Source organism: Aquirufa sp. ROCK-SH2, from assembly GCF_054558315.1.
Window position 1 is genome coordinate 11,761 of record NZ_JBPXKB010000004.1, and the last position, 19,965, is coordinate 31,725.

Annotated in this window: 13 protein-coding genes; 10 read left to right on the top strand and 3 right to left on the bottom strand. The window is 37.4% G+C overall.

Annotated features, from left to right (window positions below):
* Positions 1-11: 11 nt before the first annotated feature.
* Positions 12-1,505, bottom strand: coding sequence for a DUF1593 domain-containing protein (locus tag V7S79_RS09900; RefSeq protein ID WP_459490429.1), 1,494 nt, complete (start codon positions 1,503-1,505; stop codon positions 12-14).
* 136 nt (positions 1,506-1,641) lie between these two features.
* Between V7S79_RS09900 and V7S79_RS09905 the strand changes: the two genes are divergently transcribed.
* Entirely contained in the window at positions 1,642-3,237 is a 1,596-nt protein-coding gene (locus V7S79_RS09905) for a carboxylesterase/lipase family protein (RefSeq protein WP_459490430.1), read from the top strand.
* Between the two features lie 164 nt (positions 3,238-3,401).
* On the opposite strand, the gene V7S79_RS09910 is transcribed toward V7S79_RS09905, so the two are convergent.
* Both V7S79_RS09910 and V7S79_RS09915 read right to left on the bottom strand, forming a co-directional pair.
* Positions 3,402-4,673 (bottom strand): RagB/SusD family nutrient uptake outer membrane protein, encoded by a 1,272-nt coding sequence (locus V7S79_RS09910; RefSeq protein ID WP_459490431.1) that lies wholly within the window; start codon positions 4,671-4,673, stop codon positions 3,402-3,404.
* Positions 4,674-4,705: 32 nt separating this feature from the next.
* On the bottom strand, positions 4,706-7,873 hold the full coding sequence (locus tag V7S79_RS09915) for a SusC/RagA family TonB-linked outer membrane protein (RefSeq protein ID WP_459490432.1): 3,168 nt from the start codon (positions 7,871-7,873) through the stop codon (positions 4,706-4,708).
* A gap of 179 nt (positions 7,874-8,052) precedes the next feature.
* Between V7S79_RS09915 and V7S79_RS09920 the strand changes: the two genes are divergently transcribed.
* The 9 genes from V7S79_RS09920 (at position 8,053) to V7S79_RS09960 (ending at position 19,758) form a co-directional block, all read left to right on the top strand.
* Positions 8,053-8,796 (top strand): DeoR/GlpR family DNA-binding transcription regulator, encoded by a 744-nt coding sequence (locus tag V7S79_RS09920; protein WP_459490433.1) that lies wholly within the window; start codon positions 8,053-8,055, stop codon positions 8,794-8,796.
* 264 nt (positions 8,797-9,060) lie between these two features.
* Complete coding sequence (gene lhgO / locus V7S79_RS09925) at positions 9,061-10,263, top strand: L-2-hydroxyglutarate oxidase (protein ID WP_459490434.1); 1,203 nt, start codon at positions 9,061-9,063, stop codon at positions 10,261-10,263.
* A gap of 40 nt (positions 10,264-10,303) precedes the next feature.
* Positions 10,304-12,052 carry an ABC transporter ATP-binding protein gene (locus V7S79_RS09930; protein ID WP_459490435.1) on the top strand — a complete coding sequence of 583 codons (1,749 nt, stop codon included), beginning with the start codon at positions 10,304-10,306 and terminating at the stop codon, positions 12,050-12,052.
* 131 nt (positions 12,053-12,183) lie between these two features.
* Positions 12,184-13,860 (top strand): dihydroxy-acid dehydratase, encoded by a 1,677-nt coding sequence (gene ilvD / locus V7S79_RS09935; protein WP_459490436.1) that lies wholly within the window; start codon positions 12,184-12,186, stop codon positions 13,858-13,860.
* A gap of 85 nt (positions 13,861-13,945) precedes the next feature.
* On the top strand, positions 13,946-15,688 hold the full coding sequence (ilvB, locus tag V7S79_RS09940) for a biosynthetic-type acetolactate synthase large subunit (RefSeq protein WP_459490437.1): 1,743 nt from the start codon (positions 13,946-13,948) through the stop codon (positions 15,686-15,688).
* A gap of 12 nt (positions 15,689-15,700) precedes the next feature.
* Positions 15,701-16,231 (top strand): acetolactate synthase small subunit, encoded by a 531-nt coding sequence (gene ilvN, locus V7S79_RS09945; RefSeq protein ID WP_459490584.1) that lies wholly within the window; start codon positions 15,701-15,703, stop codon positions 16,229-16,231.
* Between the two features lie 54 nt (positions 16,232-16,285).
* Complete coding sequence (gene ilvC / locus V7S79_RS09950) at positions 16,286-17,329, top strand: ketol-acid reductoisomerase (protein WP_459490438.1); 1,044 nt, start codon at positions 16,286-16,288, stop codon at positions 17,327-17,329.
* Between the two features lie 68 nt (positions 17,330-17,397).
* Complete coding sequence (gene ilvA, locus V7S79_RS09955; protein WP_459490439.1) at positions 17,398-18,399, top strand: threonine ammonia-lyase IlvA; 1,002 nt, start codon at positions 17,398-17,400, stop codon at positions 18,397-18,399.
* Between the two features lie 219 nt (positions 18,400-18,618).
* Positions 18,619-19,758, top strand: coding sequence for a 2-isopropylmalate synthase (locus V7S79_RS09960; RefSeq protein ID WP_459490440.1), 1,140 nt, complete (start codon positions 18,619-18,621; stop codon positions 19,756-19,758).
* The last annotated feature ends 207 nt before the right edge of the window (positions 19,759-19,965 follow it).

Consider the following 19,965-nt stretch of genomic DNA (forward strand, 5'->3'; position numbering starts at 1 on the left):
GTAAATTAATTTTAAAAAATGGTAATAACAACTCTTCTGTATCGCGTTAATGCTGGTGACCCATTATCAGTACCCTCCAAAATTACATGAAATTTTTCTCCTTTTTTGGCATTCATAGGTAGAGTTACAAGCATATTTTGACCCATCAATTCAACATCAGCTTTCCCATTTCCAGGTTCTGGATAAGCCCAAGCTTTGAACTGAACATCATTTTTGTCGGGGTCTTTTACCGAGCCATGTAAAGTGATTTTTTGCCCAGCTTTGGCTGAAACATACATTCCTTCCAAAACAGTCATTTGAGGGGCATGGTTGGCTTTTTCAAAAGGCTGGATGCACCAATTTGCCCTTGCCGCAAAATCTTTTTGTAAGGCAATTAACCAGCGGGTTTGTGAGTAATTAATGTCCATTTTACCTAATTCAGGATTGAAATCTGCCGAGTTTTGATTGTCTTCAAAACGATAGGGATTTTCTTTGGAAGCGACAAATCGGCCACCCCATCCACCAAATGAAGGGTTGTTTAAGTTGTTTAATCCAACATCTACCAAATGCAAAAATGCAGGAGAATCTCCTTCCGAGATAAAATCATAAGTGGAAAAATCTCCCCATTGGGCATTTTTTAATTTTTGTGGATCTCCATGAATATGCTCTTCGTCCCCTTCTTGCTTTTGACCGTCTCCATAAGAATAGTACATTTTTAATAAAGGTCCATGGCCTAAAATAATATTGTCACCCATGTATTTTCCTTCAAAATAGGCTTGTGCTTCTTTGGGCATGATTCTTTTCCAAGGATATGCAAAACTGGCAAATTGGTTCGCATTGTAAAAAACTTTAATGTTGGGCCAATGGATTCCGATGTAATTTTTATAGGTCGCATCTTGGTCCATGACCGTGTAAATAATGGCCTTTTTTGAGATTTTTTGTTGTATTTCTTCCCAATTAGGTTGCCCAGAATACTTCTCCTCTATGGATTTCAATGCTCTGGCTATGGTATTTGTGCCACCCCATGCTTGTAAATAGATGGGAGTAGGATTATTGTCTAGTAATTTGTTTTTTATCCACTCTGAGCCTTCCGTGACTTTGCTCATTTCTCCTTCAAAATCGATATTTCCTACTTTAACAAGACTTTTTAAATATTCAGGAGTTGGGAAGTTTTTCTGATGTAAAATTAAATTGGGATATACCTGTGTGTAAGCTTGCAATAAATCTTGAATCCAATGGGTGCCAGGCCAACGTAAAGAAGTTTTGGCGCCGTACATTTTTTTGGTCATCTCCATTTCAGAAGTAAACAGAGTTCCTTTATCATCTCCTTTATAATGCCACATGGAACTTGAATAGACTAATCCTTCTACTTTATATTCATTTGAATAAAGCAACATTCGAATGAAGGTGTCCACATCATCTATTTCTCCGTCGGTGGTAACGATGGTCCTCGGAATATGTTCCTCTTTTGCGAATAAATGGGTGCATGAAATACAAATTAGAAATATGAGTAATCGAATTTTCATAAGTAGATAGGATATATTGAATGGATCGTTTTAGGTATTTTTATTTTTACGAATTTCCGAAATTGTTATGACACTTCATAAGAAAAATTTATTATTGTATAAAAATTATACAATAACTAAATATTAAATTTAACAAATGAAAAAATTATTTTTGGTTTGCGCACTCGCCTTTGTTTCGCAAATTTCTCAAGCACAAATAACAACGGGTTCTACTACCGCCGTTGTTTCTACACAATCAGGACAAGTTAGAGGCTATATTCATGGCGGAGTTTATACCTACAAGGGGATTCCCTATGCTGAAGCGGCTCGTTTTGAAGCACCTCATGCACCTAAACCGTGGAAAGATGTCAGAAGTTCTTTGTCATATGGTCCGGTGGCTCATTTGTTGGACCCAATTACACAAGTTCAAGATGAGTCGGAATTTGTCTTCAATCATTCTTGGGGTTATCCCAATGAGGATTGCATGCGCGTAAATGTTTGGACCCCGGGTATCAATGATGGAAAAAAACGCCCTGTTATGTTTTGGATACATGGTGGTGGATTTACTTCTGGTTCTTCTCAAGAATTACCCTCTTATGACGGTGAAAATTTAGCTAAAAAAGGAGATGTAGTAGTTGTTTCTATTAACCATCGTTTGAATATTTTAGGATATTTAGATTTATCCGCTTACGGAGAAAAATTCAAATATTCAGCCAATAATTCTGTCATGGACATGAAAGCTGCACTAGAATGGGTGCAAAAAAATATTGCACAATTTGGCGGTGATCCTTCCAATGTGACCATTTTTGGTCAATCGGGTGGTGGAGCCAAAGTGAATACCTTGATGGCGATGCCTTCTGCCAAAGGGTTATTTCACAAAGCAATTAATCAAAGTGGCGCTTTTAGATCGAATATGTTAGACAAAGCCACTACTCAAAGTATCACAGCTGAAGTAATGAAAGAGTTAAAATTTTCTGCCAATCAGATAGATAGCCTACAAAAAGTGCCTTTTGAAAAATTGGCCGCAGCGGGTAGAAAAGCTTTAGTTACCGTTGCAGCTCAGTTGAAAGAATCTGGTAAACCAGTGATTGGTTTTGGACTTAGTTGGGGTCCGAGCGTAGATGGCGATTTATTGCCTTATCAATTGTTTTCTGATGAAGCATTTCAATTGTCGAAAGAAGTGCCATTAATGATCGGGACTGTGAAAAATGAGTTTATGCCTTCTTTGTTTGGCGGATTGTCTAATGTTACTTCTGAAGAGGTTGAGGCTTATATCAAGAAAAATTACGGTGATAAAGCGGAGGCATTTAAAGCGGCTGTAAGAAAAGCTTATCCGAATGACACCAAACCAAGTGATTTAATAGATGTGGATACTCGTTTTCGCCCAGGAGCAGTGGTTCAGGCTAATTTGAAATCTGCTTTGAACGCAGCACCGGTTTTTATGTACTTGTTTACTTGGCAGTCGCCAGTTATGAATGGAAAATTCAAAGCGGTTCATTGTGTGGAATTACCCTTCTGTTTTAATAATATCGCGCGTTGTGAAGAGATGACAGGTGGCGATAAGGAAGCTTATGTTTTGGCTGATAAAATGAGTCAGGCTTGGATTAATTTCGCTCGATTGGGGAATCCAAATCACAAAGGTTTACCCACTTGGCCAACGTATAATTCTACAAATACAGCAACCATGCATTTAGATAATACTTGTATTGTTAAGCCACAGATGGATAAGGAGTTATTTTCTTTGACGAATTAAGAAAGAGGTAAGAGGAGGTAAGAGGTAAAAGGTAAGAGGTAAAAGGTAAAAGTTCTTCAACCTTGGCTTCCACTCAGCCACTAGTCTCTTACCTCATACCTTTTACCTCATACCTTTTACCTCTTACCTTTTACCTCTTACCTATTACCTCTTACCTCTACATTTTAAAAACTAGGATCGCTCGGAGTACTTGTATTATTATCTCTTTCGTTTTGAGGGTAAGGCAAGAATGATCTAGTTCTTTCAGAACTCGGGCGACCAAATCTACGGCTATCCTCTACTTTTAATCCACTTAAGAATAATTCAATACATCTTTGCTTGTAAATTTCTTGCAAAATTTCGGTCTGAGTTTGTCCACCGGCATATTCTGCCATGTCGGCATTGATATTTAACACATCCGTTTTCTTTGTCAAAATTTTATTGATCTCAGTAACTGCGGCGCTCAAAGAATTTTTTCTTGCCAAAGCTTCCGCTCGAATTAAAGTCATTTCACTAGGGCGATAGATCGGTAATTGAGCTGTATTTGCCGTGAAGAAACTCGCTCTTCCTAAGTTTTGACCCGCTGTTGAATTAAAGAAAAAAGCGATTCTTTTATCACTAGCGTCTGGTTTTAATTCATTCGGTAAACCAAAACTATTGTTGAAGGGTTCCGTTACATTTCGGTTGCTAAATGTGGCATCAAACATCGGATTTCTACTTAAATCATCAAAGATAAAGACCGACTTTTTAGTCAGATTAACTTTGTCAGCTGCTGAAATTGCTTGATCATAATTACCCAACATCAAATTGTATCTTGCAATTAATGCTTGAATCGTATTGGGGTAGTCGATACCTGAAGGGACTTTTGCAACAAAAGCGGCACTAATATTTCCTGCAGAACCCGCTGCCAATTCAAGTTGTTTGATTGCTTCTTTCAATAATTCTTCTCTAGTATTAAAACTTGCATTTGTTCCTACTTGGATGGGTGCTTTTTCCCAATAGGTAGCCAAGTTACCTAAAGCCAATGCTCTAAAGATTGAAGCTGCTGAAATGATTCCAGCTTTAATACCTGGATCCGCCGCTTTATCAATATTTTTTAAAATTAAGTCAGCATTTGCCTTAATTATGTGGTTCTGTGCCCATAATTGAGTCACAACTGTATTCACGCCTTGCACATTTGCTCCGCCTAAACGTAAATATTCCTCATCTGTATTTCCTGCATTCAGTACAGTTAACTCTTTAGACATTAGTCCATTGGCTGTCAAAGAGGTGTAGATTGGTGAAACGCGAGAAATGGTGTACCGATATTGCAAACCGTTGCAAAGGGTGATTAATCCGTTAACATCATTGACTACTTGTTGTTCACTAGCCGCACTAGGATTCAAATACTCTTGTTCACAAGAGCTAAGAGAACAAATCAATGCAAACGAAAAAAGGTATATTAATTTATTTTTCATTTTTTTTGAATTTTAATGGTTGAAATCTAAAATTAGAAGGTAGCTGTTAATTGAATTTGATAACTTCTTGGAATCGGTACGTTACCGAAATCAATTCCTCTGATCAAGTCATTGTTTCCACCTGAGTTGGTTTCTGGGTCAAAGCCGGTGTATTTATCCCATGAAATTAAATTTCTACCTGTGATAGATAAATTCAACTGGCTGATTCCTTTGATGAACTTTGGTAATTCATAATTGAAACTCACTTCTCTAAGTTTTACAAATGAACCATCTTCTACTCTAAATTCTTCAATAGGAACAAGGGCGAAAACGTATCCTCTTGGATATTCACCTTTCATTTCTTTTTCAGCTTCTAGACCAATACCAACATTGTTTCTTGTTCTTTTGTCTGCATTAAATACATCTACACCTTGAACTGCGTCTAACATAAAACGTAATCCCATTTTTTTGTATGTGATCGTATTGACGAATGAACCTGTCCAATTAGGATTTGGATTTCCAATCACCGAACGTACGTAAGCTCCAGTAGGTTGTCCATTAGCATCCCTTGATGGCGTGAAGGTAGAGATCGTATTTTGAACTCCTCGCTCTCTTTGAGGTAAACCTTGTGGAGTTAATAAATAACTTCCATCAGCATTTTTTGCATATGGATTTCCTAAAAATACAGATGCTGGTTGTCCTTCTACCAAGTAAGCCGGTGCTCCTGATACAGTAGTTAATGCTACTGTCGGTGAACCTAGCTTTGTAATGATATTTCTATTTCTATTATAAATGAACGTCATGTCCCAAGCAAAATCTTTGGTTTTAATCGGTGCATAATTCAACATGATTTCCATACCGGAATTTTCCATTTCGCCCACATTGTTTACAATTCCTGTTCCTCCTGTAGTAGAGGCTAACACTCGATTAACCACTAAATCGGTTATTTTTTGCGCATAAGAGGTAATGCCCAAATTGATTTTATTATTCAAGAACGAAATGTCCACGCCTGATTCTATCTCAGTCATTCTTTCAGGTCGGACATTTGGATTAGCCAACGTCGAACTTGAGATAATCGTGTTTTTTCCTAGGTACGGTACGGATGAAAATTGCCAAAAACGGTCATAAGATCCTATTCCGGATAAGTTACCTGCTTGACCATAAGAAAAACGCGCTTTGAATCCATTGATGATTTCATTGAATTCATTGTCTTTCCAAAAATCTAAATCGGAAGGAACAAAACTTGCACTAAATTTAGGGTAGTAATTGTTTTTTTCATTCGGTGAAAATTTCGAAGAAACGTCTTTTCTGATCGCACCTGTTAAATAAGCAATGTTCTTATAACCCAAAGTTGCTTGAGCAAACATTCCACTCAAATAGTATTGATCTAAGCCGTAACCTGCACTTACCGTTGTACTCGATGCCCCACTTACCGTTTCAATGAATGGTGCTAAACTTTCTCCACTTGCACGAGAAAAATCAGCTCTTTGGTATTGATAGTTTGTTCCGGTGATTAAATTCAATTTGAACTTTTCACTCAATTGACGTTCATAACTAATGTTTAAATCACTGTTTAATAGCAAAACAGAATTGTTAACATTGGATGCAAATCCTAATGGATAGCGTTCATTTGGTAAGCCAGCAGCTGCTTGGTATGGATAAGGCTTAATTAAGTTTTTACCCAATTGACTATATGAATCAACTCCAACGATCCAATCTATTGATAATCCTTTGAAAGGAGTTAAGTTTAATTGGAAATCATTGATGACACGATTTACCTCTTGGGTAAATGACATGTCCTCAATAGTAGATAATGGGTTTACCCGAGTTGGTTCCACAGCTTGTAAAAATCCAGATAAATCTCTTGATTTAATATCATAAATATTATTTGTAATGTTAATCGAGTTAATTGGGCTATAAAACACGTTACCATTTGCTTTTTCATTGGCAAATGAATTCGTATAACTCAATCCAACCGTCATTTTTGCCCAATTGGCCAAACGTTGATCAACCCTTGCTCTTAGTCCATAGCGGTTGAAATCTGTCCCTTTTACAATACCTGCATTTTTCATGTAAGAAATAGAAGTGAAATACTGTGTTTTCTCAGTTCCACCACTTACAGAAAGCGCATTGTCTGTTCCTGTTCCTGTTTGAAATATGTCGTCTTGGTAATCATAACGATTAACATCTACCAAATTGGTAGCCAAATTGGTCGCTACACCTTCGCGGATAATTGGAGTAAAAGTAGCTGCTGGATTATTCGCTGCAATGCTAGCAGGAGTAACTGCTCCAATAGTGTGCAAGCGAAGGCCTGTCCATCCATATTGTTTTCCATACGTACTGATGTACACCTTTTTTCTCAGTTCATTTACATTGAAACTTGTTGTGAATGAAACTTTTGGTGTGCCTGTTTTACCGCGCTTTGTTGTAATCAAAACAACACCATTGGAAGCCCTAGAGCCATATTGAGCGGCTGCAGCAGCGCCATTGATGATGTTTATGGATTCGATATCTGCTGGGTTAATGTCAGCCATTCTATTTGTTCCTGGCGAGGTACCTCCAATTTGATTTCCTACAGCAGTTTGAGATACGTTGGTGGAAGAATTACTTACGATAACTCCGTCTATAACATATAAGGGATCGGAATTTCCTTGAATCGATTTCACACCCCTCAAACGAATAGTCATACCTCCAGAAGGATCTCCTGAATTTTGAGTAATTTGAGCACCAGGAACTTTACCTTGCAATGCACCGAATAAATTGTTTGTCCCCGATTTTTTTAATTGATCCGACGATACAGTGTTAATCGCATTTCCTAATTCTCTTCGACTCGATTTAACGGTAGAACCGGTAACGATGACCTCGTCTAAGTTCATTACATCTTCTTTCAAAGTGAAATTTTGTGCGATTTCCGATTGCTTGCCAATCAGTACCGTTTTTCTTTGGCTGGAATAACCAACTGAAGCAGCAATCAAAGTAATGGAGCCAGAGTTTAAATCAGCTCTGAAAGAATAATTACCTTCAGCATCTGAACTTGTTCCAAGTGTTGTTCCATCAATTCGAAGAGAAGCACCTGGAATTCCTCCGTTCGAATCGCTAATTTTTCCTGAAATTAGAAAACTCTGTTTCTGAGCGTTTGCATAAAAGGATATACTTAATAGCGCAATTAAGCATACCATTTTACTGCAATAGCTCAGTAAGTGGTAAAATTTTGATTTCATTTTTTTAAAAATTATGGTTAAAAAATAAATTATTGCAAAAAAACTCAATTATTTTGCTTTTTTCTGCAACAATTATACTGAATATTTAAAAATTTTCTTTGTTTTTTCTTATTTATATTTTCCCAAAGAAATAATTTCTCATTAAAAATGATATTTTTGCCTAAAATCTATTTAATAAAATGTTGAAAGTTGAGCGTCTAAATTATATCTTAAAACAGATAAATCTGCACAATCGTGTATTGTCGACAGACCTAAGTGAGCAATTAAATGTATCAGAAGATACCATTCGAAGAGATCTGGCCGAATTAGCAGACGCGAACAAAATATTGAAGGTGCACGGTGGTGCTGTTTCAAAAACCTTGTACGGCGACGACAAATCAGTGGATATTTTCGCTTATCCCGCAAAACTGCAAATAGCCGAAAAAGCAATTTCTTTGATTAAAGATGGTATGTTTATTTTAGTTGGAGGAGGTACCACCTTGACGACCATTATACGAAATTTGCCTCAAGATATTCGTTTGACATTTATTACGGTTAGCCTTTCGGCTGCCTCAGAATTATTGAATTATCCCAATTGTGAAATAATATTTATTGGAGGTAGAATATCCGATACCACACGATTTTGTTTTGGAGGTGATACCATCAATCGCTTGTCAGAAATCCGCGCAGATTTATGCATTTTAGGAACGAATGCCATTGATGTAGAATTTGGATTAACAGATTCAGATTACGAGTCGGTTCAAGTAAAAAAGGCTATGATTCGTGCAGCAGATGCAATAGCCGTGGTAACCATCTCTGAAAAATTAGGTTCCAAACAACGTATTCGTGTTTGTAATATCGCCGATATCACTTATCTCATCACTGAATTAAATCCTCATGACCCGCTATTGTCGGAATTTGCAAAGAATACAAAGGTGATGTGAGAGGTAATAGGTAATAGTTAAGAGGTAAGACAAAGAGAAAATTCGATTCTCAGTGGCCGAGGTTCTCGAAGCCCCCTTTTACCTTTTACCTCTTACCTCTTACCTCTTACCTCTTACCTCTTACCTCTTACCTCTTACCTCTTACCTCTTACCTCTTACCTCTTACCTCTTACCTCTTACCTCTTACCTCTTACCTCTTACCTCTTACCTCTTCTTTAATTCTTATTTTCCAAGTATATTTGTCATCTTAATATATTCAAATATATGGCTTTAGATATAATTATTGTTGGTGGAGGGATTGTAGGATTGGCAACTGCACATCGACTTTTGGAATCCAGACCTGATTTAAAAATTGCTTTGTTCGAAAAGGAGCACATGGTTTCCATGCATCAAACAGGAAATAATTCAGGAGTTATCCACTCGGGTTTATATTATAAGCCGGGTTCTTTGAAGGCTAAAAATTGCATTGAGGGGTATCATCAATTGATCCAATATTGCCAAGAACAAAATATTCCTTTTGAATTGACAGGTAAAATAGTCGTTGCCATTAACCAAGAACAACGCGTTCAATTAGAAAATTTATACCAAAGAGGACAACAGAATGGTTTAGAGGGCTTGAAAAAATTGTCTGTTGCAGAAATGAAAGAACATGAGCCACATGTGACGGGGGTAGAGGGGATGTGGGTGCCTCAAACAGGTATAGTAGATTATCGAGTGGTAGCAGCAAAATTAGCTGTTGGTATTGAAGCAAAGGGTTGCCAACTGCATTTGGGAGAACAAGTAATCAATATTACCAAGGGTTTAACCTATTCCATTGTTGAAACAAACAAAGGGGTTTACGAAACGAAATTAGTTATTAATTGCGCTGGTCTTTATTCTGATAAAATCGCTCAAATGTCGCAAAAAGAGCCTTTGGATGTTCGCATTGTCCCTTTTAGAGGAGAATATTTCAAATTGAGAGCTGATAAAGAATATTTAGTTAAAAACTTAATTTATCCAGTTCCAGATCCTAATTTCCCATTTTTGGGAGTTCATTTTACCCGCATGATGCGAGGTGGGGTGGAGGCAGGTCCAAACGCCGTTTTGGCCTTCCGGAAAGAAGGATACAAAAAAATGTCTATTGATTTTAAAGAACTTTGGAACACTTTAACTTGGCCAGGGTTTCAAAAAGTCGCTGCCAAATATTGGGAAACAGGTTTAGGTGAAATGTATCGTAGTTTTTCCAAGGAAGCCTTTACCAAAGCTTTACAAGAATTGATCCCTGAAATTCAAGAATCTGATTTAGTGGAAGGTGGTGCTGGCGTCCGTGCCCAAGCATGCGATCGAAATGGTGGTTTATTGGATGATTTTTCGATCATAGAAGATGCAAAAATTATCAATATACTGAATGCACCAAGTCCAGCTGCAACATCCTCTTTATCCATTGGTAAAACAGTTTCAGAAATGGCATTAACTAGATTCAGTTAATCATAAACACATCCTTTATAATTCATAACTCATAATTCAATTGAACATACTCTTTAAGTACCTAAAACATTATCGTTGGCGTGTCATTGGTGCTTTAGCTTTAGCAGCTACCAACCAAATATTTTCTTTGATGGATCCTTATATTTTTAGGGAAATCATTGATGATGTTGCTGGAGTTTACCATGCAGGTACGCATACTTTTGATCAGTTTTTTAATGCTATTTGGCCTTTGGCTTTGGCTTCCGTTGGAGTCGCTTTTGTGAGTCGAGTTGCTAAAAATTTCCAAGATTACGTGATTAATACAGTTACTCAAAAAGTAGGTGCCAACCTGTATTCAGATGGAATTCGCCATTCACTGGAATTGCCTTATGAAACGTTTGAAGATCAACGTTCAGGCGAAACTTTGGGTAAACTTCAAAAAGTTAGAACGGATGTTGAAAAGCTGATTACCATTGGAATCAACATTCTTTTTCAGTCGATCATCGCATTAGTGTTTATCTCAGTATATGCCTTTTCTGTGCATTGGATGGTGATGCCTTTGTTTTTATTGACAGGTCCTTTGATCGCTTATGTTTCTTCTGTGTTAAGTAAAAAGATCAAGGTGATTCAAATTGAAATTGTAAAAGAATCAACAGGTTTAGCAGGATCTACAACAGAAAGTTTACGAAATATTGAATTGGTGAAATCTTTGGGATTGGCTGAACAAGAAATAAGTCAATTGAATGCAACGACTGAAAAGATTTTGTTGCTGGAGTTGAAAAAAGTGCGCTATGTCCGATCGATGGCTTTTGTACAAGGTACTTGTGTGAATCTTTTGAGGATGTTGATGGTGGTCGTTTTGATTTATTTAATCTATGAAGGCAAAATTACCATTGGTCAATTTTATTCCCTGAATATTTATTCTTTCTTCCTATTTAACCCTTTGCAAGAAATTGGTAATGTGGTAAATACGTACAGAGAGGCAGAGGTTTCTTTGCAAAATTTTGAACAAATCTTGCAAATTCCAACAGAGAAGAAACCCGAAAATCCGATTTCAATTCCGCACATTCAAGAATTGAAATTTGATCATGTTTCCTTTAAACATCAATCGGCGAATTTAAATGCATTGAATGATATTAGTTTCGAGGTGAATGGTGGAGAAACCATTGCATTCGTTGGGCCTTCTGGCGCAGGTAAGTCGACACTTGTAAAATTGCTTGTAGGTTTATACCGACCTAAACAAGGGCAAGTTTTTTACAACGGAGAGGCGGGTGATCAAATTGATTTTGATCAGTTGAGAAAGAAAATAGGATTTGTTACCCAGGATACGCAATTATTTTCAGGCTCCATTCGAGAAAATTTATTGTTTGTGAATCCGCAAGCAACTGACGCGGAATGCATGGATGTATTAGAGAAGGCAGCTTGTCAAACTTTATTGGCTAGAGCGGATAAAGGTTTGGATTCATTGATTGGAGAAGGTGGAGTGAAGGTGTCGGGTGGAGAAAAACAACGTTTGAGCATTGCAAGAGCTCTTTTGAGAAATCCCAATTTATTGGTGTTTGACGAGGCAACATCTGCTTTAGATTCATTGACAGAAGAGGAAATTTCTGAAACTATTCGCGCTATTTCACATGAATCAGATCATATTTCCATTTTGATTGCACATCGCTTATCTACTATCATGCATGCCACCCGAATTTATGTACTTGAAAAAGGGAAAATTGTAGAAAAGGGGTCGCACGAACATCTTTTGGAAATGAAAGGATTGTATTATGCTATGTGGAGGCAGCAAGTTGGCGAGAACGCTTAAAAGACTTGTTGGGTAAACTTGGATTTTATTTTGTAAATCCTTGATTTTCCATAGATTATTGGGTTATTCTTTGTATTGAACAAAGAGTATTATGTATATTTGTTGTTTGAAAAAATTTCTACCTTTTTATTATGGCTTTAAATAAGTTTTCTAGAACCTTAACACAAGAAATCACCAATCCAGCTGCTAAAGCGATGCTTTATGGCATTGGCTTAACGACGGAGGATATGCAAAAACCTCAAATCGGTATTGCAAGTACTGGTTACGAGGGAAATCCTTGTAATATGCACTTGAATGGCTTATCTGTTCATGTGAAAAAAGGTATTCAGGACAATGGAATGATTGGTTTGATTTTTCATACGATTGGTGTTTCAGACGGTATGACCAATGGAAATGATGGAATGAGTTATTCTTTGCCTTCTAGAGACATTATTGCTGATTCCATCGAAAATGTAGTAGGTGCGCAATGGTATGATGGGGTAATTGCTGTGGTAGGTTGTGATAAAAATATGCCAGGTGCCATGATGGCATTGGCTCGTTTGAATAGACCGGGGATGTTAGTGTATGGAGGAACGATTCGCAGTGGAGAATATAAAGGTAAAAAATTAGATATTGTTTCTGCATTTGAGGCATTAGGTCAAAAATTTGCAGGTACAATCTCAGATGAAGATTATGATGGTGTCATTCAAAATTCCATTCCTGGGCCAGGTGCTTGTGGTGGAATGTACACTGCCAATACCATGGCTTCTTCGATGGAGGCAATGGGTTTAATTTTACCCAATTCATCTTCTTATCCAGCTACTCACGAGGGCAAAAAAGCCGAGTGTTTAGCCATTGGTGCAGCGATGAAAGTTCTTTTGGAGAAAAATATTTGTCCTAGAGACATTATGACAAGAAAAGCATTTGAAAATGCAATGACAATCGTAATGGCTTTAGGAGGATCAACTAATGCAGTTTTACATTATTTAGCGATTGCTCATTCTGCTGGTGTGGAATTCACCATGAAAGATATTCAAGATATTTCGGATAGAACTCCTTTATTGGCTGATTTGAAACCTTCAGGTAAATATTACATGGAAGATGTGTTAGCTATTGGAGGTATTCAAGCTGTGATGAAGTATTTGTTGCAGGAAGGTTATATGCATGGCGATTGCATGACAGTTACTGGTAAAACCTTGGCTGAGAATTTGGAAGGAACTCCAGATTTGAATTTTGAAACACAAAATATCATTCATCCACTTTCCAATCCAATCAAAGCAACGGGTCACTTGCAAATGCTTTATGGTAATTTAGCTCCAGACGGCGCTGTGGCGAAAATCACGGGGAAAGAAGGTGAGCGTTTTGAAGGAACTGCCAAAATTTGTGAGCGCGAAGAAGATGTGATTGATTTTATTGCCAAAGGTGAAATAAAGCCCGGTCATGTGATTGTTATTCGTAATGAAGGTCCGAAAGGTGGTCCAGGTATGCCAGAAATGTTGAAGCCAACTTCTGCAGTCATGGGAGCAGGTTTAGGAGATAAAGTTGCGATGATAACAGATGGACGTTTTTCAGGAGGTTCTCACGGTTTTGTGGTAGGCCACGTTACGCCAGAGGCTCAAGAGGGTGGGCCTATTGGATTAGTGAAAGACGGGGATAAAATCACGATTGATGCCGTTGAAAATAAATTGATTTTGCATGTATCAGATGAAGAATTAGCAGAAAGACGTAAAAATTGGAAGCCAATTCCTTCTCCGCATACTTCGGGTGTATTGAGAAAATACATCAAAAATGTAGGGCCGGCAAATTTAGGATGTGTAACAGATTTGTAAAAAAATAAGATTTAGATTTTTTTCTACATTAGGATACCTTAAATTAGCCTTTTATTAAAGTTTGAAACAAAAATTTTGATTTTATATGGGACAGACCCAAACCACCTCATCTGAATCTGTACAAACCGAAAAACAATTGTTTTTGTCGGGTGCTCAAGCAATCATGGAATCTCTGGTTGCACAAGGTGTAAGTACGATTTTCGGATATCCGGGTGGTGCAATTATGCCTACTTATGATGCTTTATACGACTATCAAGATCGTTTGAAGCACATCCTTGTTCGTCATGAACAAGGTGCTGGTCATGCTGCTCAAGGATATGCTCGTATGTTAAATAAAGCAGGAGTTTGCATGGTAACTTCAGGTCCTGGAGCTACCAATTTGATTACTCCAATTGCTGATGCCATGTTGGATTCTACCCCTTTGGTATGTATTGTTGGACAAGTGAAAGGTAATCTTTTAGGTACCGATGCTTTCCAAGAGTGTGATGTAATCGGGATGTCGATGCCCGTAACGAAATGGAATTATCAGGTAGTAGATGCCAATGAAATTCCAGAAATTTTAGCGAAAGCATTTTATATTGCTGAAACAGGAAGACCTGGTCCAGTATTGATAGATATTACTCGAACTGCGCAAACGGATTTTATGACGATTCCGTTTTCGTATCAAAAATGTACTTCAATCATTTCTTACAAACCAAGGTTAGAACCGAAAAAAGAACATTTAGAGGCCGCAGCTAAATTGATTAATGGAGCCAAACGACCTTATATTTTAGCAGGACATGGTGTAATCATTTCCAATGCGGAAAAAGAGTTAAACGAGTTAGTAGATAAAGCAGGAATTCCTGTGGCAACTACTTTATTAGGAATGTCTTCCATGGATGCTGATCACCCGATGTTTGTGGGCTGGCCAGGTATGCATGGAAATTATGGAGCGAATGTATTAACCAATTCTTGCGATGTTTTAATTGCTATTGGTATGCGCTTCGATGATCGTATTACTGGCGATTTAGCTACTTATGCAAAACAAGCAAAAGTGGTACATATTGAAGTAGATCCAAGTGAAATTGACAAAAACGTAAAAGCGGATGCTCCTGTGGTGGGTGATGCAAAATTAGCCTTAAAGGCGCTTTTGCCATTAATCAATCAAGCAGATCATTCCGAATGGAGAAATGAGTTCAGAAAATACGATGACGAAGAATTTGAGAAAATAAATAAGAGAGATTTGTTTCACGAAGGTTCCTTCATCAAAATGGGAGAGGCTGTGGCGATGATGTCTGATAAAACGAAAGGGGAGGCTGTGGTCGTAACTGACGTAGGTCAACATCAGATGATTACTAATCGTTATTATCGTTTCAAAAAGAATAATTCCATTGTAACCAGTGGAGGAGCAGGAACCATGGGTTTTGCTTTACCTGCTGCATTTGGAGCAAAAGTAGCCGTTCCTGAAAGAGAAGTAGTTGCTGTGATTGGTGATGGAGGGTTTCAAATGACTTTACAAGAATTAGGAACTATTGCACAGAGTAAATTACCTGTTAAGATCATTATTTTGAACAATAATTTCTTAGGAATGGTACGCCAGTGGCAACAATTGTTCTTTGATAATCGCTACTCCTTTGTAGAATTGCAAAATCCAGATTTCATTACCATTGCAAAAGGTTTTGGTATAAAAGGACATACAGTCAAAGATCGTGCGGAATTAAGTAGCTCTTTGGATACTTTATTAGATTCGAAGGAGCCTTATTTATTGGAAATTATTTGTGAAAAAGAAGAAAATGTTTTCCCAATGGTTCCAGCAGGTGCTTGTGTAACAAAAGTGAGGCTTGAGTAAAATATATATATGTTGACAAATTACACTATATCCATTTTTACTACCAACACGGTAGGTTTATTGAATCGTATTACCATCATATTTACTCGAAGAAGGTTAAATATTGAGTGCCTGACTGTGTCTGAAACTGAACGTAAAGGTGTTTCTCGATTTACGGTGGTAATTAAGAATGAAAACCGTGAATTCGTTGAAAAATTGGTTCGTCAAATCAGAAAAATAACGGACGTATTGGCTGTTTTTGGTTATTTGGATGACGAAATCGTATTTAATGAAATAGCTTTGTTCAAAATTTCAACACCTTTAGGAGGTAGTCCTTTGGATGTTAAAACGATTAATTTAGATTGGAATGCAAAAATTGTGCATTGGGGATTGGATTATGTTGTTTTAGAGAAAAATGGAACAGAAGCCGAAATTTCAGAATTTTATCAATATTTGAAAAAGTGGGATATTTTGGAATACATCAAATCAGGTAGAGTGGCAGTTGGTAAAACGGAAAAAGGTTTGGTGGAGTATTTACCAGAAGGTAATTGGGAGATCGTTTAAACGTATAATACAAAAAATAAAGAATAAGAATAATAAATTAAACAAAAACAGAATATGGCAAAGATTAATTTCGGTGGGGTTGTTGAAGATGTTGTAACCCGCGAAGAGTTTCCATTAGAGAAAGCAAGACAAGTATTAGCAGATCAAACGATTGCTGTAATTGGTTATGGTGTTCAAGGTCCAGGTCAAGCTTTAAACATGAAAGACAATGGATTGAATGTAATTGTTGGACAACGTAAAGGTAAAACTTTTGACAAAGCTATCGCTGATGGTTGGGTTCCAGGTGTTAACTTGTTTGAAATCGAGGAGGCTCTAGAAAAAGGAACAATTATTTGCTATTTGTTATCTGATGCTGCTCAAATCGAAATGTGGCCAACTGTTAAGAAATATTTGACTGCAGGAAAGTCATTGTATTTTTCTCACGGATTTGGAATTACTTATAAAGAAAAAACTGGAATTGTTCCTCCAGCTGATGTAGATGTTTTCTTAGCAGCACCAAAAGGTTCAGGTACTTCTCTTCGTCGTTTATTTGTTGAAGGAAAAGGATTGAATTCTTCTTTCGCTGTTTACCAAGATGCTACTGGAAAAGCACGTGAAAAATGTATCGCGATGGCTATTGGAGTAGGTTCTGGTTATTTATTTGAAACAGATTTCTACAAAGAAGTTACTTCTGATTTAACAGGTGAGCGTGGTACTTTAATGGGTGCTATCCAAGGTATTTTCGCTGCTCAATATGAAGTATTGCGTGAAAATGGTCACTCTCCTTCAGAAGCTTTCAACGAAACAGTAGAGGAATTAACTCAATCGTTAATGCCTTTAGTTGCTGAAAACGGAATGGATTGGATGTATGCAAACTGTTCAACTACAGCTCAACGTGGTGCTTTGGATTGGTGGAGACCTTTCAAAGATGCTACTAAGCCAGTATTTGAAAAATTATATAATTCAGTGAAAACTCAAGCAGAAGCAGCTCGTTCAATCGATTTGAACTCACAAGCTGATTACCGTGTGAAATTAGAAGCTGAATTGACAGAATTACGCGAGTCGGAAATGTGGAGAGCAGGTGCTGCAGTACGTAGCCTTCGTCCAGAAAGAAGCTAATTGTAATTTCTTGAAATTGAAGGGCAGTTGCATATAAGCAACTGCCTTTTTTTTTGTTATTTTGATGTATGGAATTCAATACATTTACTGAAATTCCAAATCTTCATCAAATTAAACAAGTGGCAGAACAGTTGAAAGGGGTTGTTTATCAGACACCTTTGCAGTTTTCCCATTCACTTTCCGAAAGATTTGGAGCGAACATTTATTTGAAACGGGAGGATCTTCAATTGGTTCGTTCGTATAAAATACGTGGCGCTTTCCACAAAATATCGAATTTACCCCAAGAGCTTCGTCAGAAAGGCGTTGTAGCTGCTTCTGCGGGTAACCACGCTCAAGGAGTTGCTTATGCCTGTGCTTCTCTTAAAATCCATGCGACAATTTTTATGCCCCAATCTACTCCTTTGCAAAAAGTAGAGGCAGTGCGTTTTTTTGGCAAAGATTTTGTTCGAATTAAATTGATTGGAGATACTTATGATGAAGCCTTTCGTGCGTCGAAAGGGTATTGTGAGTCAACGGGTGCTGTGTATATTCCCCCTTTTGATGATTATGATATCATTGCGGGTCAGGCTACGCTAGTTCTTGAAATCGTTGATCAAGCGCCAAAGCCCATTGACTATTTAATTGTTCCTGTAGGAGGAGGAGGATTAGCTTCGGGTGCGGCATTGGTAAAAGAGTATTGTTTGAATCAAACTATTTTAGTGGGTGTTGAGCCTTCCGACGCAGCTTCCTTGACATTGAGTTTAGCCAAAGGCAAAGTAACAGAATTAGAAAAAATGGATCCTTTCGTCGATGGAGCTTCGGTTAGAAAAATGGGTGAATTAACATTTTCGATTTGTCAAAAATACATGGACATCATCCTTCGGGTAGAAAAGCAAAAACTTTGCCAAACGATGCTAGATTTATATGACAATGAGTCAATTTTAGCAGAGCCAGCAGGAGCTTTAAGTATAGCATGTTTAGAACAATTGGCCTCTAGCCTCCGTGGAAAAACGGTGGTTTGTGTCGTTTCAGGTGGTAATTTTGATTCAAAACGGTTTCCTGAGATTAAAAAAATAGCTAGCGGAGAATAAAATAGTATTTATTTGATGAAATATTTTTTCTTTCATATTTCTTAATTTAAGATTATTGTTCTTATTATTTATTAATTATTAGTTTGTTAATCTAAATTAGTCCATTAATATTCGTGTTTATGGATTATTAATCTAATTGAGTTAAATCCCATTTTGTTTTTTGGTTGCATAGTAATGTAATAAAAAGTAGATTTGCAAAGAAAAATAGAAAACAAAATCATGAGTAATCGCATTAAAATTTTTGATACCACATTAAGAGATGGGGAACAAGTTCCAGGCTGTCAGTTGAATCGTGAAGAGAAAGTAGAAGTTGCCAAAGAACTAGAAAAGTTAGGTGTTGATATCATTGAGGCAGGTTTTCCAATCTCATCTCCAGGCGATTTTGCTTCTGTAAAAGCGATTTGCGAAGCAGTTACAGAGCCAACAGTTTGTGCTTTGACACGTGCTAAAAAAGAAGATATTGATGCGGCGGCAGAAGCTTTAAAGCCTGCACGTCATCCGAGAATTCATACAGGGATAGGTGCATCTGACGTTCATATTAAACATAAATTTAACTCTACTAGGGAGAAAATTATTGAGCAAGCGATTTGGGCAGTTCAATATGCTAAATCGTATGTAGAAGATGTAGAGTTTTTTGCAGAAGATGCGGGTCGTGCCGATTTGCCATTTTTAGCTCAATTGACAAAAGCGGTGATTTCAGCTGGAGCAACGGTTGTGAATTTACCTGATACTACGGGTTATTTGTTGCCTAATCAGATGTATGACCGTATTTCTTACTTATATGAGAATGTAGATAATATTCACCAAGCGACCATTTCAATGCATAATCACAATGATTTGGGTTTAGCTACTGCCAATACAATTGCAGGTATTCAGGCAGGTGCTCGACAAGTTGAGGTTACGATCAATGGAATTGGTGAAAGAGCTGGTAATACTTCCTTGGAAGAAATTGCTATGATATTAAATGTCCATAAGGATTTGGGTTTTTCAACAGGCATTAATCCTAAATTTTTATATCCAACCAGCGTTTTGGTATCTAATTTAATGGGTATGCCTGTGCAAGCCAATAAAGCGGTTGTGGGTGCAAATGCTTTTGCTCACTCATCAGGAATACATCAAGATGGATTTTTGAAGCATGCTCAAAATTATGAAATCATGAATCCAGAAGACGTGGGTGTTTCTTCTTCCGCGATTGTTTTAACATCAAGATCTGGACGTGCTGCTTTAAGACATCGATTGAATTTATTGGGTTTTGAATTTGAAAAACCTGATTTGGATCGTTTGTATACGCGTTTCTTAATTATGGCAGATGAGCGCAAAATGATTCACGATGAAGATTTGAAAGAATTGGTTGGGTGAGTTAGAAAAGAGAAGAGAGAAAAGAGAGAGAAAAGAGAGAGAAAAGAGAGGAGAGAAAAGAAGAAGAGAGAAAACTCGCTCTGCTGTGTTGAGTGTAACACCGAGCCTTTGTGTTAACACAAAGATTTAAAACATTAAGCCATTAATACGCGCTCAGCTGTGCTGAGTGTGTACTATGATTTGAACTTTTAGTTCAATTATTCCTTG

Bases quoted from the DNA above. Each gene is read 5' to 3' on its own strand.
- V7S79_RS09910 (WP_459490431.1), bottom strand. From the start codon at position 4,673: ATGAAAAATAAATTAATATACCTTTTTTCGTTTGCATTGATTTGTTCT.
- ilvD (WP_459490436.1), top strand. From the start codon at position 12,184: ATGGCTTTAAATAAGTTTTCTAGAACCTTAACACAAGAAATCACCAAT.
- lhgO (WP_459490434.1), top strand. From the start codon at position 9,061: ATGGCTTTAGATATAATTATTGTTGGTGGAGGGATTGTAGGATTGGCA.
- V7S79_RS09905 (WP_459490430.1), top strand. From the start codon at position 1,642: ATGAAAAAATTATTTTTGGTTTGCGCACTCGCCTTTGTTTCGCAAATT.
- V7S79_RS09900 (WP_459490429.1), bottom strand. From the start codon at position 1,505: ATGAAAATTCGATTACTCATATTTCTAATTTGTATTTCATGCACCCAT.
- V7S79_RS09915 (WP_459490432.1), bottom strand. From the start codon at position 7,873: ATGAAATCAAAATTTTACCACTTACTGAGCTATTGCAGTAAAATGGTA.
- V7S79_RS09960 (WP_459490440.1), top strand. From the start codon at position 18,619: ATGAGTAATCGCATTAAAATTTTTGATACCACATTAAGAGATGGGGAA.
- ilvB (WP_459490437.1), top strand. From the start codon at position 13,946: ATGGGACAGACCCAAACCACCTCATCTGAATCTGTACAAACCGAAAAA.
- V7S79_RS09920 (WP_459490433.1), top strand. From the start codon at position 8,053: ATGTTGAAAGTTGAGCGTCTAAATTATATCTTAAAACAGATAAATCTG.
- ilvA (WP_459490439.1), top strand. From the start codon at position 17,398: ATGGAATTCAATACATTTACTGAAATTCCAAATCTTCATCAAATTAAA.
- ilvC (WP_459490438.1), top strand. From the start codon at position 16,286: ATGGCAAAGATTAATTTCGGTGGGGTTGTTGAAGATGTTGTAACCCGC.